The 23,820-nt window shown below is 40.9% G+C and carries 22 protein-coding genes and 1 pseudogene; 12 read left to right on the forward strand and 11 right to left on the reverse strand.

Annotated features, from left to right (window positions below; genetic code table 11):
* Positions 1–67 precede the first annotated feature (67 nt).
* A complete protein-coding gene (locus ACT3QR_RS07780; protein ID WP_444520777.1) occupies positions 68–673 on the forward strand; it encodes a class I SAM-dependent methyltransferase in 606 nt (201 codons plus the stop codon).
* A gap of 127 nt (positions 674–800) precedes the next feature.
* Here ACT3QR_RS07780 and ACT3QR_RS07785 read toward each other — a convergent pair whose 3' ends face one another.
* Both ACT3QR_RS07785 and ACT3QR_RS07790 read right to left on the reverse strand, forming a co-directional pair.
* Positions 801–1,130, reverse strand: coding sequence for a hypothetical protein (locus ACT3QR_RS07785; protein WP_444520778.1), 330 nt, complete (start codon positions 1,128–1,130; stop codon positions 801–803).
* Between the two features lie 249 nt (positions 1,131–1,379).
* Positions 1,380–2,234 carry an AraC family transcriptional regulator N-terminal domain-containing protein gene (locus ACT3QR_RS07790; RefSeq protein WP_444520779.1) on the reverse strand — a complete coding sequence of 285 codons (855 nt, stop codon included), beginning with the start codon at positions 2,232–2,234 and terminating at the stop codon, positions 1,380–1,382.
* A 163-nt stretch (positions 2,235–2,397) separates the two neighbouring features.
* Here ACT3QR_RS07790 and ACT3QR_RS07795 point away from each other — a divergent pair, with 163 nt between their 5' ends.
* Entirely contained in the window at positions 2,398–2,811 is a 414-nt protein-coding gene (locus ACT3QR_RS07795; RefSeq protein WP_444520780.1) for an organic hydroperoxide resistance protein, read from the forward strand.
* Between the two features lie 451 nt (positions 2,812–3,262).
* On the opposite strand, the gene ACT3QR_RS07800 is transcribed toward ACT3QR_RS07795, so the two are convergent.
* A complete protein-coding gene (locus ACT3QR_RS07800) occupies positions 3,263–4,180 on the reverse strand; it encodes a DMT family transporter (RefSeq protein ID WP_444520781.1) in 918 nt (305 codons plus the stop codon).
* A gap of 322 nt (positions 4,181–4,502) precedes the next feature.
* On the opposite strand from ACT3QR_RS07800, the gene ACT3QR_RS07805 reads away from it, so the two are divergent.
* On the forward strand, positions 4,503–5,186 hold the full coding sequence (locus tag ACT3QR_RS07805; RefSeq protein WP_444520782.1) for a DUF421 domain-containing protein: 684 nt from the start codon (positions 4,503–4,505) through the stop codon (positions 5,184–5,186).
* A gap of 148 nt (positions 5,187–5,334) precedes the next feature.
* Here the strand turns inward: ACT3QR_RS07805 and creD are convergent, their stop codons facing one another.
* From creD to pnuC, 4 genes are all read right to left on the reverse strand, one after another.
* On the reverse strand, positions 5,335–6,957 hold the full coding sequence (creD, locus tag ACT3QR_RS07810) for a cell envelope integrity protein CreD (RefSeq protein ID WP_444520783.1): 1,623 nt from the start codon (positions 6,955–6,957) through the stop codon (positions 5,335–5,337).
* 160 nt (positions 6,958–7,117) lie between these two features.
* On the reverse strand, positions 7,118–7,642 hold the full coding sequence (locus ACT3QR_RS07815) for a TIGR00645 family protein (RefSeq protein ID WP_444520784.1): 525 nt from the start codon (positions 7,640–7,642) through the stop codon (positions 7,118–7,120).
* 87 nt (positions 7,643–7,729) lie between these two features.
* The gene (locus ACT3QR_RS07820; protein ID WP_444520785.1) at positions 7,730–8,317 is read right to left on the reverse strand and encodes an AAA family ATPase; all 588 of its coding nucleotides are present in this window, start codon (positions 8,315–8,317) and stop codon (positions 7,730–7,732) included.
* Positions 8,289–9,002: a nicotinamide riboside transporter PnuC gene (pnuC, locus tag ACT3QR_RS07825; protein ID WP_444520786.1), complete on the reverse strand. Its 714-nt coding sequence runs from the start codon at positions 9,000–9,002 to the stop codon at positions 8,289–8,291. Before pnuC ends, ACT3QR_RS07820 begins: the two co-directional genes overlap by 29 nt.
* A 318-nt stretch (positions 9,003–9,320) precedes the next feature.
* Between pnuC and ACT3QR_RS07830 the strand changes: the two genes are divergently transcribed.
* From ACT3QR_RS07830 to ACT3QR_RS07860, 7 genes are all read left to right on the forward strand, one after another.
* The gene (locus ACT3QR_RS07830) at positions 9,321–10,466 is read left to right on the forward strand and encodes a beta-ketoacyl-ACP synthase III (protein ID WP_444520787.1); all 1,146 of its coding nucleotides are present in this window, start codon (positions 9,321–9,323) and stop codon (positions 10,464–10,466) included.
* A 238-nt stretch (positions 10,467–10,704) separates the two neighbouring features.
* Positions 10,705–11,793, forward strand: a complete 1,089-nt coding sequence (prfA, locus tag ACT3QR_RS07835) for a peptide chain release factor 1 (RefSeq protein ID WP_444520788.1) — start codon at positions 10,705–10,707, stop codon at positions 11,791–11,793.
* Between the two features lie 158 nt (positions 11,794–11,951).
* Positions 11,952–12,344, forward strand: a complete 393-nt coding sequence (locus ACT3QR_RS07840) for a hypothetical protein (protein WP_444520789.1) — start codon at positions 11,952–11,954, stop codon at positions 12,342–12,344.
* Positions 12,345–12,441: 97 nt separating this feature from the next.
* Positions 12,442–13,980 carry a lysine--tRNA ligase gene (gene lysS / locus ACT3QR_RS07845; RefSeq protein ID WP_444520790.1) on the forward strand — a complete coding sequence of 513 codons (1,539 nt, stop codon included), beginning with the start codon at positions 12,442–12,444 and terminating at the stop codon, positions 13,978–13,980.
* A 115-nt stretch (positions 13,981–14,095) separates the two neighbouring features.
* Positions 14,096–15,358 carry a hypothetical protein gene (locus tag ACT3QR_RS07850; protein WP_444520791.1) on the forward strand — a complete coding sequence of 421 codons (1,263 nt, stop codon included), beginning with the start codon at positions 14,096–14,098 and terminating at the stop codon, positions 15,356–15,358.
* 69 nt (positions 15,359–15,427) lie between these two features.
* Positions 15,428–17,353: a DNA polymerase III subunit gamma/tau gene (gene dnaX / locus ACT3QR_RS07855; protein WP_444520792.1), complete on the forward strand. Its 1,926-nt coding sequence runs from the start codon at positions 15,428–15,430 to the stop codon at positions 17,351–17,353.
* 232 nt (positions 17,354–17,585) lie between these two features.
* Positions 17,586–18,485 (forward strand): LysR family transcriptional regulator, encoded by a 900-nt coding sequence (locus ACT3QR_RS07860; RefSeq protein ID WP_444520793.1) that lies wholly within the window; start codon positions 17,586–17,588, stop codon positions 18,483–18,485.
* 271 nt (positions 18,486–18,756) lie between these two features.
* Here the strand turns inward: ACT3QR_RS07860 and ACT3QR_RS07865 are convergent, their stop codons facing one another.
* Both ACT3QR_RS07865 and ACT3QR_RS07870 read right to left on the reverse strand, forming a co-directional pair.
* Positions 18,757–18,975, reverse strand: a complete 219-nt coding sequence (locus ACT3QR_RS07865; RefSeq protein ID WP_444520794.1) for a hypothetical protein — start codon at positions 18,973–18,975, stop codon at positions 18,757–18,759.
* Positions 18,976–19,088: 113 nt separating this feature from the next.
* Positions 19,089–19,166: pseudogene (locus ACT3QR_RS07870) on the reverse strand (phosphoribosyl-AMP cyclohydrolase); the annotation flags it as partial.
* Between the two features lie 385 nt (positions 19,167–19,551).
* On the opposite strand from ACT3QR_RS07870, the gene zigA reads away from it, so the two are divergent.
* Positions 19,552–20,772 (forward strand): zinc metallochaperone GTPase ZigA, encoded by a 1,221-nt coding sequence (gene zigA / locus ACT3QR_RS07875; protein ID WP_444520795.1) that lies wholly within the window; start codon positions 19,552–19,554, stop codon positions 20,770–20,772.
* A gap of 194 nt (positions 20,773–20,966) precedes the next feature.
* The gene (locus ACT3QR_RS07880; RefSeq protein ID WP_444520796.1) at positions 20,967–22,118 is read left to right on the forward strand and encodes an iron-containing alcohol dehydrogenase; all 1,152 of its coding nucleotides are present in this window, start codon (positions 20,967–20,969) and stop codon (positions 22,116–22,118) included.
* Between the two features lie 116 nt (positions 22,119–22,234).
* Here ACT3QR_RS07880 and ACT3QR_RS07885 read toward each other — a convergent pair whose 3' ends face one another.
* Positions 22,235–23,416 carry an aspartate aminotransferase family protein gene (locus tag ACT3QR_RS07885; protein ID WP_444520797.1) on the reverse strand — a complete coding sequence of 394 codons (1,182 nt, stop codon included), beginning with the start codon at positions 23,414–23,416 and terminating at the stop codon, positions 22,235–22,237.
* Between the two features lie 39 nt (positions 23,417–23,455).
* Positions 23,456–23,647 (reverse strand): DNA gyrase inhibitor YacG, encoded by a 192-nt coding sequence (locus ACT3QR_RS07890; RefSeq protein ID WP_444520798.1) that lies wholly within the window; start codon positions 23,645–23,647, stop codon positions 23,456–23,458.
* Positions 23,648–23,820: the final 173 nt, after the last annotated feature.

A 23,820-nucleotide genomic window follows, 5' to 3' on the forward strand; every position in this document is an offset into this window, starting at 1 on the left:
GTGTGCTTTATAGGCCATATACTAGCTACTTGATTAGATATCAATCTCAAATAAAAGGATGATTAAAATGTGGGATGAACGCTACAGCGGCCCAGAGTTCGCATTTGGCACCGAACCGAATGATTTTTTGAGAGAGACGTTTGAGCAGATACCTGTAGGTGGACACGTACTATGTCTAGCAGAAGGCGAGGGTAGAAATGCAGTATTTCTAGCTGAGCAAGGCTTCAATGTGACTGCGATGGATATGTCCGAAGTAGGTCTAAACAAAGCGGAAAGGCTGGCCAAAGACAGAGAGGTAGCTATTACCACCCAAGTAGCTGATTTAGCAAACTACGATTTTGGTCAGGATAAATGGGATGCCATAGTTTCTATCTGGGCACACGTGCCTAAAACGGTCCGTCAACATATACATGCACAAGTTGTCACTGCTCTTAAGCCAAATGGAGTATTTATCGTTGAGGCCTATACAGAACAACAGCTTGAAACAGAGGCAGTCGGTGGACCACCGGCCAGTCAAAGGGAGCGTTTTGGCTCTTTGCAGAACTTTCAAAATGAGCTTGTGGGACTGAAGGAAGTTATTGGTGTAGAGAAGTTGCGTGTGGTATCAGAAGGAAAGCGACATCAAGGGCTCAGTGCAGTCGTACAGTTCATTGGCAAGCAAACTATCAACTAAAGATGATAAGTTAAAGCTATTATTGGTTATATACTTAGATAGAGAAGATAGCTTGTAAACCATCTTCTCTATGAGCTATTGAGACTTAATGTCTAATAATTAGTGACTGGTATCTAATAGCTGTTATCTAATGACCAATCTTTTCTGTCAGTACACCCATGCTATAAAGCACATAAGCGATCACTGTTATTGCGACGATAAATGGGGTGAATATCCAAATCACAATATTAGTTAAAAGTGATGGCAGTAATCCATTAAATAACTCAATATCTGGTGCGAAAAAATCAGTGATGACATCGACTGCACGCTTAGAAATAGGGAGTAGCAAGGTGCTAAAAGCTAACATATAAATGTACTTGCTAAAGCCAGGGTCGCTCATGACTACCATGAAGTAAAACACTGTAAAAAAAGTGATGCCAAGCGCCCAGCATTTGAGAGTGTAGCTTAGACGAATCATGTTATCTCCTCCCTAAGCTTTTTATTGATCGACAACAGCGTAACGCTGCCCCTATATATTTATTATTTTGAATATATTGTATATGTTATAATACGAATATATATGCAGGTCAACCAGTTTTTCTATTTATTTAACATATTCCATGAATCATTTAATTTAAAAATGATGTTTCCCTAAGGAAGAGTTTGATAGGTATAATAAAAAATAGCCTAAGCAAAGTAAATTATTTTACCAAAACTAAAACTACGACTAGAAATCGTTACTCGGACTCACACCAAACAATCGCTTATATTCTCGGCTAAACTGACTAGGACTTTCATAGCCTACTTGCATTGCTATTTGTGATATTTGCACTCCGTGCATTTTTATTAAGCGTCTAGCCTCCATCAACCGTAAGCTTTTTTGATACTGTAGCGGGCTTAACTGGGTTATTTCTTTAAAATGCTGATGAAACCCTGAGGTACTCATACCGCATCTACTAGCTAAGCTTTCAACCGTAATGGGTTCATTTAAGTTCAACCTTATCCAGTCAGTCGCTTGAGCAATGCGATGGATATGGCTACCGCTAACTACCAATTGTTTAAGTTTATTACCTTGCTCAGCTAAGAGTAGGCGATAATATATTTCTTGTTTAATTAAAGAAGATAGAAAACTAATATCATTTGGATAATCAAGCAAGCGGATCAGTCGCTCAAACGCGTCCATAATGGTGTCATCTAAGTGCCACTTTATGCCTAGATGACTACCTGCCACTGGTTGTGTGATCGGTATCTGCGCTAAGACGTCTCTAATCATAGCTAAATCTAATTTCATTGATAAAACAATGACAGGGTTTTTTATCGAAGCGTGCTTAATATGCATACTTAGCGGTATATTAACTGGACAGAACATCAAGTTACTATTGTCAAACCTTTGACAGTCAGCACCCAAGTAAATCTCTCGTTCACCTTGCAGTACAATACAAATACTTGGCTCTTGTATATAGCTCACGGCTTTGCTTGGTTTGTCCGCGCAGTAAAAGAATAAACCTGAAACAGCAGATTCGATGGTTTTGTTTCTAGGGAGCACTGCTAAAAGTTGATCAATAATCGTTTGATTCATCATGACTACTTGTTTTATAAGATTGCCTGATATTATAAAAATTTGTAGGATTAGGCAAGAGTTTTAGAGGTTTGTTCTAACGTATAGATATCGAGGGTTCTATAATAAACTCATCGCAACAGCGTAAGTAAGACCTCTAATAATATGAAACAAGGAATAATTATTCATGAAAATATTTTATAAAACACGCGCAACAGCTACTGGTGGACGTTCTGGTCACACTGGATTAGATGACGGTTCGTTAGGATTTGACTTGGTGTCTTTTCAAGAGCAAGACAAAGAAGGTGTCAACCCAGAACAGCTTTTCGCTATGGGTTATGCGGCTTGTTTTGATAGCGCTTTGAGCATGACTGCACAGCATATGAAGTTACCTGTTACTTCTTCAAAAACCTCTGCGCAAGTAGGTATCGGTATGAAAGCTGACGGTAGCTATAATTTAGAGGTAGCATTATCTGTAGAAGTGTCAGGTATTGATGAAGCACAGGCACAGCAGTTGATTGAAGCCACGCATCAAGTATGTCCATACTCTAACGCCACTCGCGGTAATGTCGAGACTCGCCTAGAAGTGACCGTTATCTAAGACTGTTGTTTAAAGGCTATTATTTTAAGACTAGTGACCATAGGCTAGCAATATTAAAATAATAACTCGAATACAAAGACGCCCCGACTTTGATAAATCGGGGCGTCTTATATTGTCTAGTAACGTAATTAGCTTGAACCTTTTCTGAGCAGCTTAGCTAATGATAAATCATTAGGGCGTGTTGAGCATTCAAATGTGGTGCTGGCAGTGACTATTTTTTAGACAATATGCAGTGAAATTTTTGATGCCTAGTCATTCTAGGTTAAACAATTTCGCCATGTATTGGCAAAAAAGAGTACTGCCCTGAAAGGCTGATGCTAAAATCACCCAAACGTCGTTACAAGCCTAGTTAAGGTCTCGACATTATCGTCGGCTTGCGCATAGTTTGGTGCAATTTTAGCGATCAGCAGCCCTAATATTTGAATGTTCAATACGCCCTCATAATCTTAATTTATGCCGGTACCTTTTTATTTAGGGTAAACACCAAGACCGCGCCCAAAATGACTGTGCTTGCAATTATAAATGGCATGGTTAACTGCTCAGATAAAAATATCACACCTAGCAACGCAGCAATCACAGGAACACATAGCTGAACGATAGCCGCTTGTGTGTTCTTCAACAATGGCATCGCTGTATACCAGATACTGTAGCCCATGCCAGAGGCGATCGCTCCTGATGCACAGGCGAGTAGTGCACCTTCTATTGTGATGCTATTCAAATTGATATTTTCAAAACCCAAATTATCTAGATATGTCATACCTACCAGTAAAAGTATAGGCACAGCGACTAAGCTACGCACAAAGTTGAACCCTGTCGCTCGTAGCGGTGAGACGCATGATTTACCGCGTATACTATATACTCCCCAAGCTACGCCACTAATAGCCATTAACGATGCAGCCAATGGTGACGGTATGGCAGCTGATGGCAACATCAGATATACAAACCCTGCCACTGCAACGACAAACGCTAACCACTGTAGCGCGCTGAGCTGTTCTTTTTTATAGATACCCCAACCAATCATCGTAAGCTGAACCGCTGAAAACAAAATCAATGCACCAGTACCAGTATCGAGCTCTACATACGCAATTGAAAAGCACAGCGCATAAATTACTAAACTGACGCTACTTAACCAACTGCCCTTATCATTCAATATAGCATGAACGGTAGGGTTGTCATGGTTGGGCGCTTGATGTCGCAGTCTGTAAGCCTGTATAGCCATAATTATGCCTAGGCAGGCCGTAGCACTAACCAGCCTGATAATGGTAAAGCTCCAAGCGTCGATATAGCCTTCTGCCAATGCCATTCGACAAAACAAAGAATTCGCAGCAAAGGCGATGAGCGCAATGATGGTATAAATAGTGGCTTTCAAAAGTAGTTCCTACAATGAATAAGTAGCACAACACAGGTAAGCATAGGATTTTAGTGTTGGATCATGAGATACGCTGTTATAACAATCGCTTGTTTTTAGTAAAAATAATAAATTGAGAATTTAACAGTCTGATTTGTAGCTGTCTCACAAGACAGGATATTTTGTCGTACTTATGCCAAAAAGTCTGTTTTAAATCAGAATAACGATAGTTGTATTGACGATAAGGTCTGAAAATAGCGATGATGTGCTTGGCATCAAACGAACTATTAGAATAGCTTTCACTAAACATAATAAATCAGATAAACGGATAGGAAAAGAAAGTATGGATTGGGCAAGTATTTTTATTCATGACACAACTTGGTTGTTTGCCGTAGAAATTTTAATACGTGTCACTGTCATGTTTGTATTAATTATCTCATTCTTGCGATTTACTGGTAAGCGCGGCGTCCGTCAGCTCTCTATTTTTGAGCTGACTATCATTTTATCGCTGGGCTCTATTGCAGGTGATCCCATGTTCACCGAAGATCTGCCCATTATCCAAGCGGTACTTATCATGGGTACTGTTATTTTGCTCTACAGGCTCTGCACCTGGGTAATGATGAAGTTCCAGCCTTTTGAAGATCTCCTAGAAGGCCGCGCAATATATATTGTAGAAAATGGCATGCTGGTACTTGATAAGATAAAAAAAGGTGAGATGTCACATGATGAATTTTTTGCTGAAATGCGTCAACAAAGCGTGGAGCATCTAGGTCAAGTGCGTACGGGGTTGCTAGAAGCTGACGGTAATTTTAGTATTTTATTGCACACATCTGAAAAAACGGACTATGGTATGCCGCTTTTTCCTAAGCAGTATCAAGCAGTCGAAGAAATAGAGACAGATACTTACTATGCCTGTATGTACTGCGGTTATGTCAACAAGATACCTGACCCTGATCATTGTTGCCCGCGCTGCGAAGATAATTGCAATAACTGGGCTAAAGCGTTAAACAATCATATAGTCAAATAATATTACTACTTGGCTGCCTTAGCTTAGTTGGTAAGCGTAAGGTAGCCAAGTACTTTATTCTTTCAATTTGTCATTTCAAAATATGCTATTTACTGCCAGTTTGTCTGACTCGTTTTATACAGCGTGAGATTTAGATAGCTTGCATCGTCTATGTGACTTTATACCAGTCAAGTTTGCGAGTCATAACCATCACGCAGGCAAGTATTACAAAGCAGAATATCGCACCTAGTAATAGGTTTAGATCCTCTGTACTTAAAATACCAAAAAATGCAGCATATAGTCCAGCAAGCGTAGCGGTAAAGATTAAAGCTCGTTTAAAACTGTCAAATACATAGTAGCTATACCAGCCAATAAGCCCGACACAGGCACTGGCCGCCACCATATATGCTTGCCAAAATGCGATTTGTTCTGCAAGCGGTAGTAATAAGACATAAAATACAAATAGTGCACAGCCGACTAGCAGATATTGAATAGGGTGGATGCGACTTGATTTGAGCACCTCAAATAAAAAGAAAGTACCAAACGACACTAAGATTAAGAGCAAGGCATATTTCATGGCTCGTTCAGTTTGTAGGTAGACATCATTAGGACTCGCAAAACTAACCCCAAAACTGTTCAATTGAATATTTCTATGATTAGTAGTTGAGCTGTCATTTGATGCTGTGACCACACCTTCTGAAACTGTAGAAAAACTATCGGTATTGAGCGATGATTCACTCATGATAGTACAGTGATGGTTAGGTGTGCTGATACACTGAGAAAGGTATTGGTTATTGGCAACAGTCAGGTACTGATTTTGCCAACTGGCATCGAATCCTTCAGCAGTAATGCTCTTGGTATTTGGTAATGCTTTACCGATGAAGTTAGGCGTCTGCCAATCACTGTGCATGGATAGAGTGAAAGTCTGCCCCGTTGGTACAGTCGTTAAATTGCTAATACCTGCTAAAGGCAAGTCGATCACAATATTGAGCGCTTGATTGTCTTTAGGGTTAGGCGGTTGATTATTGTCCTCCGATTTATCTAGATTTTTATTCGTTGAAACTGTGGCAACACGGCTATCTTTGTTCTGCTGGCTAGTAGGACTGGTCAATTGATCCAATATATCTTTAGGAATATCTACTTCCACATAGGTTAAATTCTCTAGCATTGGTGTCTGCGGATAGTTTGCTACAATTGATTTTTGATTGATTGTGACGGTAGGTAGGGTGGCGACGCCGCGCAAATCAGACACAGGAATGATAAGTTTTGCTTGATTCCAGTGGGTAATGGTTTTGGCTGGTTGTGTCTTATCTGCATTAGGAGATGTATCGACTGAACCTGAATCATTGTTGGTTATAGTTGCAGCCTGATCTACTTTGTCTAAAGCCTCTGCAAACGTATAGCTCTGATCGAAGGTAATCTGACCATCATAGCTAGTGGCGTTATAGATACCGCGTTTATAAGTGTCTGTATTTACTTTTAGCTCTTGTGCAGCCTGCGTCTGATTAGCAAATAGCGTCTCAATTTTAGAGTATGATGGATCGCATTTGCTCTTTGTTTTTGGTGTATCAGATGTATCTAACTGACATGCGGGTGTGACTGTTGTAGGAATAGCGATAAACGGGTTAATAACTTCTTGTGGATTGACATGCTGCTTGGTGATTTCTTTTATTACTGACTCTGCGTAGTATTGCCTTTCATATATGATATCGCTAATCATAGTGAGTCCGATCGAAAAAATGATACAAAGTCCTACAATGATGGATAGTTTGGTCAATAATGTTTTTTGCATATTGTCGCCTCCTAAATGTCTTCAATACACAGCTGCCGAGATAACAGACTGTGGTTTTAAAAGACATCATAGGAAAAACATGAAGATAAACTGTGCAGGAAGTATGGAAAAACTGTGAAAGGGTAAGAATTGATAGTTTTGAATAATTATTTTTTGAGTGTTAATGCTTTTTTGTATCGCCAACCACTTTATCCATGATAGCGAATAGCAAGCCAGACAATACAAAGGTCATGTGAATAATAACCTTCCACATGAGCTTATCAGCATCAAGCTCACTTATTCCACTAGAAATATCCATAAAAGATTTTAGAAGGTCAATTGCTGAGATAGCGACGATCGCTCCGATAACTTTTAGTTTCAGACCCGAAAAGTCTACTTTACCCATCCAGCTAGGGCGATCATCATGATTGCCAGTATCGATTTTTGAAACGAAAATTTCATAGCCACTGAATATAATGATAAGCAATAAACTGGCAACTAGAGAGATATCAACCAATACCAATATATCTACAATCACACTAGCTTCAGAGGCCGTGAGAATGTCAGCAAACATATGCCATAGTTTTTGGACAAACTTAATAAATAATAAAATAATGCCTAATACCAACCCTAGATAAAAAGGCGCCAGTATCCAACGACTATTAAATATGGTTTTTTCTAAATAAAGCTCAAACTTTTTTAGCATGGGTATCTCTTCAGTTTCAAACACAAAAAAGTCTTAAAGACAAAAAATTATAAATAAATGATAATTATAGGCATAGTTTTTTATGCTTTAGTCGTACAATGTTTTGTCTATATTAGCGAGCTGCGCTACTACTTGCTGGACACGCTCGTCCCTATCGCCACTAATGCGCTGGAATGGTTTTTGATGCTTGTTTAATTGACTGGCGAAATAAGCGCTTATCTCATCACGCTGGTGTGGACTGTCTCGCAGGTCATCAGCTACCCAAGGGATATCAACATCAGTCAATAGTATCAAATCGTAATGATGCGCTAATGCTGCTTGCTCTAGAGCAATAGGGCAATTGCCATAGTACCAGTAAGAATAAACCATTAGCTCAAACAGACTGGTATCGCAAAATAAATAATGACTGGTATTAGCTGTCTGAGTGACCTGTTTGGCTAAGGTATTCTCTAGTGTAATCTGCCCCTGTGCGATGGGCAGTAGATCTTCCCATGTACAAGTCAGGTTTTCATTATCCCATTTTGCTTGCAAATAAATACGCATATACTCTGACACCCAAGAAGTATCAAAATACGCTGCCAAATCACGACATAAGGTTGTTTTCCCCGTGCTTTCTGCCCCTAAGACCGCAACGTTAATGACGGATTTAGGCGTATGCTGCTCGAGGTTGTACACGGTAGCGTCGTTGCCATTCATAGTATGCCCAGATTGCGATAAGAGTGAAGACTACATATTGTAGCGCAGTAAAAGTAAAACCTTTATAAAAGTATAGCGGTACCGATATCGCATCAGCGATGATCCAGAGTATCCAATGCTCGATTTTGCGCCGTGCCATGAGCCACATCGCCATCAAAAACAAAGCCGTAGTGAGCATGTCAGTATAGTCGACCCAAGTAAATAGGTGTAGTCCAAATACCGCACCATCGAAACTAAAGCCATTGTTAATCACTGGACGGAAATAATAAACCAGCCCTACAAAAGATACCGTGCCCGCTGCTAAAATAGAGAGTATAGGGATATCACCTGTATGCAAATGCTCAATACGGACGTTATTGTCGTCGTTTGTTTGTTTGTGCTCGACAGACTGATGTCTCTTATTCTTTGACCAGTTAATCCAGCCATACAAGCTCATCACGGTATAGTAAGCATTGATGAACATATCGCCAAACAGTTGCCATTTCCACAGTAAATAGACAAATATCGCCGTACTCACCAGCCCGATAGGAAAGGCGAGTACATTGGTTTTGCTGGCAAGTAAGACACTTGCTACGCCAAAGACTACAGCAATCAGTTCCAGAATGATGAATATCGTAGAGTAGTCAGCGTATTGACCAAATAACCAGTTGAGAAGTTCTGCCATTAGCATTCCTAAATATGAGCGTGTATCAGGGTTTTGAATAACGCGTGTTAATGTTCTACATAATTGAGTCAGTTTGACGAATGGTGCAGAACGAAATCACGGCAATTATAACGTAGCTATCGAAAATGGACGGCAGTCTTTGCTCATTTATGGCAAGAAACAGATTATTTGTAACAAAGTATTAGAAAAATTATAATATTCAGGCATAATAAACACACTGATTTTAAGTTTACAGTTATTCACTGAATTTGAATGGCTATTATTTTTCCACTTTTATGCTTATTCCAAGCACCACAGTAGTAGACAAGGAAGCTTATCATGACGACTTGTATCACAGGCACTGGTCTTTATATCCCACCTTATAGCATTAGTAACGAAGAGCTAGTTGAGTCATTTAACCAGTATGTTGAAAACTATAATACCGAACATGCCGAAGAGATAGCTGCAGAGACAGTAACAGCACTTGAGCCTTCTTCAGCTGCTTTTATTGAAAAAGTATCTGGTATCAAATCACGTTATGTGATGGAAAAAGAAGGTATTTTAAATACTGAAATCATGGCACCAGTTATCCCTTACCGTAACTTGGGCGAAGAGCTGTCGGTAATGGCAGAGATGGGTGCAGCAGCACTAAAAGACGCACTCGCTGATGCTGGACTTGAGGCCAACGATTTAGATGGTATCATCCTTGCTTGCTCAAACTTTCAGCGCACTTACCCTGCGGTTGCTATCGAGATCCAAAACGAAATTGGTATGGTTGGCGGCTTTGCTTATGATATGAACGTTGCGTGTAGTGCAGCGACTTTTGGTCTATCACAAGCACATGGCTCTATCATCTCTGGCTTGGCCAAGCGCATTGCTGTAGTCAACGTTGAGATCACCTCAGCGCATCTAAACTGGCGCAACCGTGACAGCCACTTTATCTTTGGTGACGTGGCAACAGCTTCTATCGTTGAAGAGTTGGATACGCCAAAAGGTTATGAGATTCTAAACTCTAAGCTATTTACTCAGTTTTCGACCAACATCAAAAACGAATATGGCTTCATGGATCGTTCAGAGTATCTAGCAGCGCAGACTGAAATGTATCCAGATATTAAAGCGCCGGTTACTGATAAGCTGTTCTTGCAAAATGGCCGTAAAGTATTCCGTGAAGTCTGTCCAAAAGTTTCAGAGATTATCACTGAGCACTTGCAAGAAAACGACATCCCAACATCTGATGTTAAAATGATGTGGTTGCATCAAGCCAATGCCAATATGTTAGATTTGATTCTACGTACCGTGATCGGCAAAGATGCTGATAAAGCGATTGCGCCAAGTGTTATTGCTGAATTTGCCAATACCAGCTCAGCAAGCCCTATGATCGTATTCCATCGACATAAGGATGATTTAGCGTCAGGTGATTTGGGTGTTATTTGCTCATTTGGTGCAGGTTATTCTATTGGTTCGGTGTTGGTTCGTAAAGTTTAGTACTTTAACTACATCTCCCGTATAGATAAAAATAGCTAAGAATATTCTTGGCTATTTTTTTGTCTTTCTTTTCATTATTGAAATTGAGTCGTGAGATCTAAATATAAACAGAGATGTTTGAAAAGATAACGTCAAAATTACTCAGAATATCGACAAGAATGATTAGAGGTTTTAATTTACCCCGAAAAATTTGCTATAATCACGGGCTTATTCCTCTTATCCAATTAAAAGTCCTTTTATGAAAGAATCCTTACGCCTGCGTTTAGACCAGATGGTAGACCGTTATGAAGAGGTCACCGCTTTATTATCAGATCCTAGCGTCATTAGTGATAATAATAAGTTCCGTGAATTGTCTGTCGAGCACAGCGACTTGATGGAAATCACGACGCTGTGGCAAAACTATGTGGGTGCAGAGACGGATCAGGCTGACGCAGAAGCGATGCTAGCCGATGCAACAGATCCTGACATGAAAGAGATGATGGTTGATGAGATCGACAGTGCACGTGATACCATAGTTGAGATGGAAGAAGCGCTCAATGTCATGATGCTACCAAAAGATCCTAATGATAAAGTGCCAGCATTTTTGGAGATTCGTGCAGGGACAGGCGGTGATGAAGCAGCAATTTTCTCTGGTGACTTGTTCCGTATGTACCAAAAATACGCGCAGAACCAAGGCTGGACAGTGGAAGTGCTGTCAGCCAACGAAGGTGAACATGGCGGCTATAAAGAGATCATCACTCGCGTATCTGGTAATAGTGTATATGGTCGCTTAAAGTTCGAATCGGGTGCGCACCGTGTACAGCGTGTCCCTGAAACTGAGAGCCAAGGCCGTGTGCACACGTCAGCTTGTACAGTTGCGGTCATGCCAGAAGTTGAGATTGATGATAGCGTTGATATCAATCCTGCTGATTTAAAAATGGATACTTTCCGCTCAAGCGGCGCTGGTGGTCAGCACGTTAACACTACTGATTCTGCAGTGCGTTTGACACACATTCCAACGGGTACCGTGGTAGAGTGTCAGCAAGAGCGTAGTCAGCATAAAAACCGTGCGCATGCTATGAAGATGCTGGTCTCTAAAATCCAACAAGCCAAAGTACAAGCACAGGTTGACGTGGCGGACTCTATACGCCGTGACTTGGTCGGTAGTGGTGATCGCTCAGAGCGTATCCGCACCTATAATTTTCCACAAGGCCGTATGACCGACCATCGTATCAACCTTACCTTATACAAGCTTGACTCTATTATGGAAGGCGACTTGGATGAGATTCTTGATGCGCTATTACGTGAGCATCAAGCTGATCTAATGGCCAGTATCGGCGGCGAATAAGACAGTTACAGAATTATCAGTACTACAGACATAAGCACGAACGAAGAGATAGCCAGTTGTTTTTGATACCCGATATAGAATAAGCCAAGGTAATAATCGTGATAATTGACAGGCCTAGTTTAAGACTATTTTCTAATCGTGTTTTATGGAGTACGTTTATGGCGATTGGGTTGTCTGCTTGTAGTGTCATACCATCTACATCAGCAGAGCAGTCCTTCAATAGCCTATCGGAAAATGTGCCAGCCGATCCATTTGCTTATCAAGCTTGCGTTTATCCGCCCAGTGAGATGGTCGCGGCTTGTCACTCACAAAATGGGCGGTTTGTTCAGCAAGGTAGGCGTGGTTGCTATCAGTGTGTGTTATCTTATAGCGATGCTGGTAAAGCTTGTAAAGACAGTGCCGACTGTGAAGGACAATGTAAGAGCGCCAGCGGATTTGCTAAACCAAATGCTAAGAATCAAACTGGACAATGCGCCAGCGATAGCAGTTTGTTTGGATGCTATCAAATCATTAAGAAAGGTGTGGCACAGCCTGCTATTTGTGTCGATTAATTGTCGTGTTTGTTAGGACGTGTTTTATCTGAACGTCTTATTTTAAGTTTATAGTTTTTATTTCTTCCTCTAATCACCTAATAATTTTGAGAGTGTTATGTCAAAGCCCAATAATCAAAATCAGAATCAAGAGCAAGCTCCAGAAGATGCTAACGAGCTGATTGCACAACTGCAAGCTAAACTAGATGATATCAGTGCTTCGGGCAAGCAGCCGTATCCAAATACGTTTAAACGCACTGATTATGCGCAAGACTTACAGACGGCTTTCGATGGTGTCTCAAAGCAGGAAATTGAAGAAAAAGCAGCGAATGGTGAAAAAACGCAAGTAAACGTGGCAGGTCGAGTCATGCTTAACCGTGGTTCGTTCATCGTAATCCAAGACATGACAGGTCGTATTCAGTTATATGTCGCACGTAAAGAGCTTGATGACGAGACGCGTGCGAGCATTAAGTCGCTAGATTTGGGTGACATTGTTGGTGTATCAGGCTATATCGGTCGCTCAGGTAAAGGTGATTTGTATGTACATATTGAAGAAATTACTTTACTGACCAAATCATTACGTCCAATGCCAAACAAATTCCATGGCTTGGCTGATGTCGAAGCGCGCTATCGCAACCGTCATCTTGATTTGATGACCAACGAGACGACTCGTAACACCTTTATGCTTCGCAGTCAGATCGTTAGTGGTATTCGTCAATTTATGCTCAACGAGCGTTTTATGGAAGTTGAGACGCCAATGATGCATCCGATTCCAGGCGGCGCAGTAGCCCGTCCGTTTGAGACGCATCATAACGCTTTGGATATGCCTTTATATCTACGTATCGCACCTGAACTTTACCTCAAGCGTCTGGTCGTTGGCGGGTTTGAGAAAGTATTTGAGATTAACCGCAGCTTCCGTAACGAAGGGGTTTCAACTCGTCATAACCCTGAGTTCACTATGATTGAGTTCTATCAAGCATACGCTGATTATCATGATTTGATGGATTTGACTGAGCGTCTGTTCAATCAGTTAGCAGTAGATGTGTTGGGTACGACAGAGCTGACTTATCAAGAAGAAGCCATTAGCCTAAAAGCACCATTTGCTCGTCTATCAATGTCTGATGCGATTGCAAAATATGCTGAAAACTTCGATATGGCACGTATTAATGATCGTGAATACTTAGCAGAATATGCATCAACGACACTTAAGCAACAAGTCAAAGATGTGTTTGGTGTGGGCAAACTACAAACGATTATCTTTGAAGAGACGGCTGAGCATCAGCTGCGTCAGCCAACATTCATTACTGAGTATCCTGCTGAAACATCACCATTAGCGCGCCGTAGTGATGACAATCCTGAGATTACCGATCGCTTTGAGCTGTTTGTTGGTGGTCGCGAGTTGGCCAATGGCTTTAGTGAGCTTAATGATCCAGCCGACCAAGCTGAGCGCTTCCGTGGTCAGGTTGCTGAAAAAGACGCTGGCGATGATGAAGCCATGCATTTTGATGAAGAATATATCGAAGCATTGTCTTATGGCCTGCCACCGACAGCCGGCGAGGGTATTGGTATTGATCGCCTAGTGATGCTATTTACCGACTCGGCTAGTATCCGTGATGTGATCTTGTTCCCGCACATGCGCCGCAAACAAGACAGCTAAGATGGGTTTGCTTGCTATACATCCAAACTGATACTTAACTCAACACAAAAAGCTTTTGCTCATTTTCATAGAATGAGCATAAGCTTTTTTGTGAAATATCGTTTATAGAGGTATTATGGATACTCAGCAAGCATCACATACGCTATGGCAAAAAATGATTCAACAATGTTATTTATCATTGTATGAGTTGCCTAATGACAAAATCACTGACTCTGATCATTTTCAGGGTTATGATTTTGTTTTTGAGTTTTCTGGCGCTACTATTTATCTGCTGGTCAATACGGTTGTCATGCAAGCGAATAAGCAAGAAGTAGATAACGCTAAAGTTCGCGAGTGGAGAAAAGAAGTTGTTAACCAACTTATCAAGCGCAATGCTCAGATTTATCAAAAAAACGATAACCTAATTGTAGATAGGAACGGCTCGATAATTGATAAAGCGGTTTATTTTATTGGTCTAACATCGTTGTCTATCAATCATCAGGACGATCAGTCAGGCTATTCATCTTATGCGGTTGGCTATGAATATGGCAGTCGATTTTTTGCAGAGGACTGTGTTCTAGATTTAGATGATGAGCAAAGTATTTTACAAGTTTTTAGTCATCAAAACTTTGTTGATATCCTCAATCAGTTGGTGACGCCAAGTGATTTAACGACCTTTTTAGATTTTTATCGTCGTCAACTGTCCAGCTTTGCATCATTCCAAAACGAATCAACATTGCTTAAACAGTTTCTACAATCACCTGATTTTCACCAGCGAGCCATTCGTGTTCAAGAGCAACTGCTTGATAATGGGTTAATTGAGCAAATTGAATCACGTTTACTTAAGGCCGCAGAACCTAATCAAGAAGTGTTTGCCAATGCGTTGATGGTTGAGATTCAAAAAAATACTCGGATGTGGTTCAAGCTATTTAACAGTATGGTTGAGCGTTATTATGAAGCGGGTACACCTTTACCAAATGAGCAGGTTGATATTTTGGTAGATGAGTCAATATATACCTATGCGTGTCTAGTAGAAAAAATCTTAGCTTATAGAACCATGGATCAAGACTCACGCTGGAATGGTTATGTCCGTCATGAGCATTCTTATCATGTATTTGGACGTCATTATCTCATGGTGTTTTATGCACAAGACGATAGCAGTTCGCTAAGCGCAGAAAATGTTAGGCTCTCTTATAAAGACTTATTATCAGACATCAATGTCCAATTACAAGAGCCAGTAATGGACGATTTGTTTTTACTTGGTGTAGAGTTTAGACCTTGCGAAGACAGTGTAAATACTGAGGTTTATCTAGATGTTTTTCATCAAGCAGGCTCATTGATTGATGAAAGTACTCAGCGCTTATATGACCGGCTGGCTCAACTTCAAGCTCAGTTATAACCTAAACATAGTATGACTCATTAGCTCGACGCTTCCTTTATATTTGTATTATTTACATTGGCATTTACTATGACGCAGCAATATCAAGTTTTAGCTCGCAAATACCGACCAAAAAACTTTCACGAGTTGATTGGGCAGACGCATGTGTCTCAAGCGTTGATTAATGCGATTGATTATAATCGTCTGCATCATGCCTATCTGTTTACAGGTACACGCGGTGTGGGTAAGACGACGATTGCGCGTATTTTATCTAAATGCTTGAATTGCGATACAGGTATTACCAGTACCCCTTGCGGCGTGTGTGATAACTGTGTTGCTATTGATCAAGGGCGTTTCATTGATCTTATCGAGATTGATGCCGCTTCTCGCACCAAAGTCGAAGACACGCGTGAGCTATTAGACAATGTGCCTTATGCGCCAAGCCAAGGGCGTTATAAGGTTTACCTGATTGATGAAGTACATATGCTGTCTACACACAGCTTTAATGCGCTACTTAAAACGTTAGAAGAGCCACCTGAACATGTGAAGTTTTTATTAGCGACGACTGATCCACAAAAGCTACCGATTACCATTATTTCACGCTGCTTACAGTTTGTACTACGCCCGCTACCTCAAACGTTGCTTAGCGAGCACTTGGCGAATATTTTGGCTAAAGAGCAGGTTGACTATACTCAGCCAGCTATCTGGCAATTAGCAAGTGCAGCTAAAGGTTCTGTACGTGATGCTTTATCATTGACTGATCAAGCCATTGCCTTTGGTCAAGGCGCATTAGATGATGTCACTGTCAATGCTATGCTTGGACTCATTGATGCCGCTGACTTAGTACGTCTAATCACAGATATTTATAATCATGATAAGTCTGCAGTTGCTGATCATATTGAGCAAATGCGCGCGCAAATGGTCGATGCGACTAGTATGTTTGATGGGCTTGCTGAGCTATTGCATCAATTGGCATTGACTCAGCTATTGCCTGAGGTAGTTCTCAACGTCAATGAGGCACAAGCAAAAGATATTCATAAGCTAGCTCAACATATTAGCCCCGATGTTTTGCAACTGTATTATGAAATTGTTGTACAAGCGCGTGAAGGTGTCAAGCTTGCAAGTACACCGATGCAAGCGCTTGAGATGTGTATTCTGAGGTTACTGGCGTTCCGTCCGCTACCAGTCGATGAGGTTTTGAACAATACCTATGATAGTGATGGGTCTGCTACGGAAGCACCAGCTATAGAGTCAGCTTCTTCTAGCTCAGCTCCAGACGCTATTACACATGAAGCGTCAGCACCGCCGCCAGAGCTTTATAATGTTGATTATCAAGCACCAAGTCACGATGACCTGCAAAGTGGTATTTATGATAACGAGGAATTAGTACAGTCAGTTTATAGTGCTAAGCCTGAACCAGTTGTTGAGCCTGAACCAGTTGTTGAGCCTGAACCAGTTGTTGAGCCTGAACCAGTTGTTGAGCCTGAACCAGTTGTTGAGCCTGAACCAGTTGTTGAGCCTGAACCAGTTGTTGAGCCTGGCGTAAATGATTCTCAGTTAATGACCCACTCTGACGAAGATCCACGCACTTTACTACGCTGTTCACCTCAAGAGTTGACAGGTGAGTGGAATCCGGAAAAATGGGATTACTGGTTACAAACTGCTCGCGAAGGAGAGATTTTGGCACAAGATGAGCTAGCACTAGCCCGACAAGGTACAATGACTGGTCAGTGCAATGGTAAAGCCATATTTTTGACTAGTGTTGATAGTAAGCATCTGCAGGCTACTTTTCAGCAATTAGCTGCCAAGTTACAACAGGAATTTATGCAAGCTGACATTGACTTAAAAATTGATAGTAGTATCATGCAGGCCGAAGATAAAACCCCAGAGCGTCGACAGAAAAAACGTTTAGAGCAGGCGAAAACCATTGCTGAAACAAAATTACTAAACACACCAGTTATGCAGTATTTAACTGAACGCGGTGAGGGGAAAATGGGTAAAGTACAGCTATATTAAGACTTAGAGCAGTGATTGCTTCGAATATCTAAAAGTATATTTATATATTGAACGTGGTTTTATATTAAATATCAAGGTGATAAGAATATATCGCCTTGATATTTTTGTTTTTATTACGAGTCAAAATATATTTATCAAACAAGAGAGAACCATTTGATAACGATAAGATAAATACAAAGTCGTTATAATGGTTAAGTTATATTAAAAACAGAAATGACGTTTAGGTGAGAATATGTTGGATAATTTGCGCGGTATGGCTGTGTTCGCCAGTGTGGTCGGACATGGCTCTTTTAGTGGCTCAGCACGTGAGCTAGGTATTACGACAAGTGCAGTAAGTCAGCAAATTCGTTCGTTAGAGAATGATCTTGGCGTAGTATTATTACATCGCTCAACTCGTAAGCTAAGCTTAACAGAAGCTGGCGAAAGCTTTTATGAAGCTGCAAAAGATGTGGTCAGTGCAGCTGAACAAGGGCGTATCAAAGTTAATCAATTGCGTGATGAGCTGGCAGGTAGTTTGCGTGTATCGACTACTCCTGAGCTTGGTGTCAACCATATACTTCCAGCACTCTCTACGTGGATGGCGGCACACGATGATTTAAGTGTCACCTATCTAGCTGACAATCATTATATTGATATGATTGATGAACGTATTGATATTGCTATTCGCATGAGTCCATCTATTAACGACTCTAGCTTAAGCAGCCATCCATTAACGGATGTACGCCAATTATTGGTTGCCTCACCTCAGTACTTGCGTCAACATGACAAGCTAAATACGCCTAAAGATTTAACTGAGCACCAATTGATCTGTATTGAAATTATGAAAGATGCCAATCAGATTGACATGATTCAGACTGAAACTGGCAAAAAAACGCGAGTCAAAATGAACTCTCGTATTTATACTAACAATGTATTTATGGCGACAACATTGGCCAAAGAAGGTCACGGGTTGGTCAGAATGTTAGAAATGGATGTCAAGAAAGAGCTTGAAAGCGGAGAATTGGTAGAAGTGTTGACCGGCTATCAGTTACCAAGTTTTGTATTGTATGCGGTAACATTGAACCGTGACCAACAACCAGCCAAAATTATTCGTTGCCTAGAAGTGCTGAAAAAGTATTTCCATGCAAATTAAGGCATGTTTGAAATAAGGACATGTTCTTAGAGAGGAACGATAAACCGCATCTTTACTCAGTTTGAGTCATAATATTTTCTTCAATATCGCTCATAGCAATTTCCGCTATTTGACTAGTCATCACTTATTTAAAAAGCATTTCTAATTCATCTATCGGCAGTAATCCTAAGTCCGTACCTTTACTGGTACGGACTCTAACGCTTAAACGCTTTAGAAATTGTTTGGCATATTGCTATGTTATATTCAGTGTCTTCAAACCCAGTGTCGCAGGCTATGTATTGGGCGTGTCCGTGTAGCTTGTGATACCACCAACAGCCGCTGTTATCGATTCTGTTTTTACAGTGTCTTCGACATCGATGTTTTTTGCATCGGACACACCTGTAATACTGCATTGTATTTTTTCGATGCAGCTATTTTCTATCAGTACATCATTCGTTTTTTGAATGCTTCCATTTACGACCACAGCATTACGGATTAGTTTCCATTTCACCTTGTGTATCTATTTCATCAGCACGGATAGAAGCATAAAGCCCAGTGAAAACATTGGCGTGAATAATCACTTTGCCATAAATAATAGCCGTTTGGTCGATTTCGCCATAAGGTTGGCCTGGCCCGCGACCAATAGCATATCTTTTTAGTGGTTAAGGTCTCTATGAGTGCTTCGGAATCGACCCAAACCACTTATGTAGCTTGGGCAAAGTGTGTTCTTGATATAAAGGGGTAGAGCTATATGTTCCATGCCGACTCAGTCTAAACAAGTAGAATTGGGTGGTGCTTTTAGGTTCGCAGATATATCAGGAAGATCATTAATATGCAGAACTCAGTTGAATTACCGAATGTTATGTTATAACATTGCCAATATGCTTAATAAATATAGCGATTCTTGCTGTACCTCATTTTTCACCTTATACGCCTTTTGAGAGCTAGTACTTATCAGTCTGTTGAAAGTCAGCACGTACTGACAGTCACACCAAACGGTCATTCAAACTGTAACCATATTTAATAACCAATATTTTTTGAGCATATTTAATAACAAGCATACAAATTGATAGAGAAGAGACAGCCAATGAGTAATTCTTTAGCCATCGAAAAAAAACTACCTGTGACCGTGTTGTCTGGGTTTTTGGGTGCAGGTAAAACCACGCTACTCAATCATATTTTGAATAATCGTGAGGGTAGACGCATTGCGGTTATTGTGAATGATATGTCTGAAGTAAATATTGATGCAGCATTGGTCAGAGACGGCGGGGCTGAGCTGTCCCGAACCGATGAAAAGCTGGTCGAGATGAGCAATGGTTGTATTTGTTGCACCTTGCGAGAAGATTTATTGATAGAAGTACGACGTCTAGCAGAAGACAATCGCTTTGATCAACTGGTCATCGAATCAACAGGCATTTCTGAACCATTACCTGTGGCAGAAACTTTTACTTTCGAAGATGACGATGGTTCCTGCCTAAATGAATTTGCTCGTCTAGATACCATGGTCACTGTCGTTGATGCTTTTAACTTTTTAAAGGATTACAGTTCTTACGACAGCATACAATCTCGAGGTGAGTCATTAAGTGAGGAAGATGAACGTACCGTGGTTGATTTACTTATTGATCAAATTGAATTTTGTGATGTCATTGTCTTGAATAAAGTTGATTTAATTTCAGATGACGAGAAAGAAAGACTACTAGCGATTATTCATTCCTTAAATCCACGAGCTAAAATTGAGGTTTCTCAGTTTGGTCAAGTCAATCTAGATAAGCTACTGAACACCGATCTATTTGATTTTGAAGCAGCCTCTGAAGCACCAGGCTGGTTAAAAGAGCTTAGGGGAGAGCATACGCCAGAGACACAGGAGTATGGCATCAGTAGTTTTGTTTATCGAGCCCGTCGTCCCTTTCATCCGCAGCGTTTTTACGATTTTATTAATACAGAATGGAAAGGTGTGGTGCGCTCAAAAGGCTTCTTTTGGCTTGCGTCTAATCCTAAGCTGGCAGGTTCTTGGTCACAAGCTGGTGCGATGGCCAGACATGGTCTGGCTGGGTACTGGTGGGCAACAGTTCCTGAAGAAGAATGGCCAGAAGATCAGCAGAATCGTGACATTATAGAAAGTAATTGGGATGAGAGTAAAGGTGATGCCCGTCAGGAGATTGTGTTGATTGGGATAGAAATGGATGAGTCAAATCTTATCGATAAATTCAATGATTGTTTGCTTAACGATGACGAGATGGCCCAAGGCCCTGCACAGTGGCAGTTGATGAGTAACCCGTTTTCAGAATGGGTTGACTTGATTGCTTAGCGCATTGTCTTTTTGTGTTCTTACTATGAGTAACAAGCTGCATACGGCTCTTATAAATAGAAGCAATGTGAAAAGTATAGTTATTTTCTTAAATTATGATGTGATGACCTTGGAAATATAAGGGAATTAAGCATCATTACTCTGCTTAGCTATATGCTAAGTTTTAATTAGGTAAAATTAACAAGGATGTTATTATGGCTTTATCACAATTTTTCATACCTTCCAACAACTTAGTCGGTGAAGGTGCTTTAGCAAAAGGTATTGAGCAGTTAGACAAACTAAACTGCAAAAAAGTATTTATCGTTACTGACAGTATTCTTGAAAAGATTGGTGTTGTAGATCAAGTTAAAAAGCCACTCGAATCAAAAAATATAAAAGTCAAAATTTTTACTGAAGTTCAGCCTAATCCGACAGTTGGTAATGTCAATGCAGGACTTGCAGAACTAAAATCGTTTGATGCAGATTTGATGATATCGCTTGGTGGCGGGTCGGTTCATGACTGTGCTAAAGCAATTGCGTTGGTTGCAACCAATGGTGGCAAGATTGAAGACTATGAAGGCCTTGACCAATCAAAAAAACCTCAACTGCCGTTAGTATCTATCAATACCACCGCAGGTACTGCCTCTGAAATGACCCGTTTCTGTATTATTACAGATGAAAATACCCATGTTAAAATGGCGATAGTGGACACTAATGTTACGCCTATTTTGTCGATCAACGATTCTGGTATCATGTCTAATATGCCTGCTGGTTTGACGGCGGCGACTGGTATGGATGCATTGACCCATGCGGTAGAAGCTTATGTTTCTACAGGTGCTAGCCCAATTACAGATGCCTGTGCTGTCAAAGCTATTGAGCTCATAGCAACTTCTCTACCGACTGCCGTTAAAGAACCGAAAAACATGGTCGCTCGAGAAAACATGGCCTATGCTCAATTCTTAGCAGGAATGGCATTTAACAATGCATCACTTGGTTATGTTCATGCAATGGCTCATCAGTTAGGTGGCATGTATGATTTACCTCATGGCGTATGTAATGCGTTGCTATTACCACATGTCGAAGCATTCAACGAATCAGCGGCTACAGAAAGGTTGAATACCGTTGGCAAAATCTTAAATGACAACAATAGCGACTTAGCAGGTTTAAATACGATTGACGCGATTAAAAAACTGGCAGATATTGTCAATATTCCGAAGTCATTAAAAGAGCTTGGTGTTAAACGTGAAGATTTTGATGAGCTAGCAACAAATGCACTCAAAGATGTGTGTGGTTTAACTAATCCCATCCAAGCAAGTCATGAACAAATCGTTGGTATCTTTGAGGATGCGTTTGAAGCCCGCTCGTAATTCTTCTTATTAACCCATAAAAAAGACATAAGCCTTATCGGTTTATGTCTTTTTTATATTTAACTATTGATAAAATATGATTGCATACTGTATCAACGTGCTTCAAAAATCTTGTTTTAAAAGGAAGGTGTTAATAAGTTAATCAAGCGTTCAGCCACTTGTGTGCTTTCATCACGATTCATATTAAGCGGTGGTAATAAGCGTATTACATGACCACCAGTGACATTGATGATTAGATTCTGTTCATCACGAGCACAATTTACGAGCTGGCTACAGTCCATGTCTTCAGGTAATACAATACCGATCATCATACCGGCACCGCGACTGCTGATGTCATGCTGTCCTAGTGTATCGACTATCGTCTCACGAATGAACAACCCTTCGGTGACCGCGTTATTCATAATATCGCTGTTGGCTAATACGTCATACACACTATGAACCACGCGACTGGCTAATGGCGTGCCACCATAAGTTGAGCCATGGCTACCAGCACCAAATAAGCCATTCGCACGGCCACGCACCATACACGCACCGACTGGGAAGCCATTCCCCAGTCCTTTAGCTGTCGTCAGTACATCAGGGCGAGCGTTACTATGCTGATAGGCAAAATATTTGCCAGTACGACCATTACCTGTTTGCACTTCATCCAGCATAAATAGCCAATTATGAGCTTCACATTCTGCTTGTAAGTCTTCAAGATAAGCAAAGCCATTGGCCGCTGTATTGAGACCACCTTCACCTTGTATTGGCTCTACAAAAATAGCGCAAATCTCATCGTGATCTTGTGCCGCCTGTTGGATGGCAGCAATGTCACCAAATGGCACACGAATAAAATCTTCATCTAATGTATAGAACCCTTCACGTGCCTTTGGATTGGCAGTAGCTGATAAAGATAATAGCGTACGACCATGGAATGATTGTTCCATGACGATAACTTTTGGACGTTTGAATCCTTGTTTATGTGCATATAATCGTGCCATTTTTAATGCTGCTTCGTTTGCTTCGGCGCCGCTATTGGCAAAAAAGACACTGTCCATTTGGGCAGCGGTACACAGTATCTCTCCAGCACGCTCTTGCCAATCAATACCGAACAGATTGCTGGTGTGAACTAACGTACCTGCTTGCTGCTGAATAGCGTCAGTGACTTGTGGGTGGCAGTGTCCCAGGCCACATACTGCGATACCAGTTAAGGCATCTAAGTAAGGTGTGTCATCTTTGGTATAGAGCCAGCTGCCTGCACCGCGCGTAAAGTTGATTGGTTGACGATTATAAGTGGGCATCAGGTAAGTAGCAGACATGTCAAACATCCTTGGTATAAAATTGAGTAAAAGTGTGGGTTATAGCTCATCAGAGAAAGGCGTAGTTTCTGCAGGTAAAGTGTAATCTTCGTTTGCCCAAGCACCTAAGTCGATCAGTTTGCAGCGACTGCTACAAAACGGCTTATATTTATTGTCTTGCCAGGCCGTCTGAGTACCGCAACGTGGGCAAGGGTAGGTCTTTGGGTGCGTATTTGCAGTAGAGTCGGTCATAAGAAAAGAGCAATGTCCTAAATGTTATTAGTATCGGTTGCATAGGGTAAAGCGTAAGACGAATTCGTTATCTAAATTACGACAAAATAAAGCGTACTTGCTGTTGCTGTATTACTATTCAATTAGATTGGTTATATAATAGCATGGGGCCGAATAATGACAAAAGACAAATG

Source organism: Psychrobacter sp. AOP7-B1-25, assembly GCF_052376195.1.
Taxonomy (GTDB): Bacteria; Pseudomonadota; Gammaproteobacteria; order Pseudomonadales; family Moraxellaceae; genus Psychrobacter.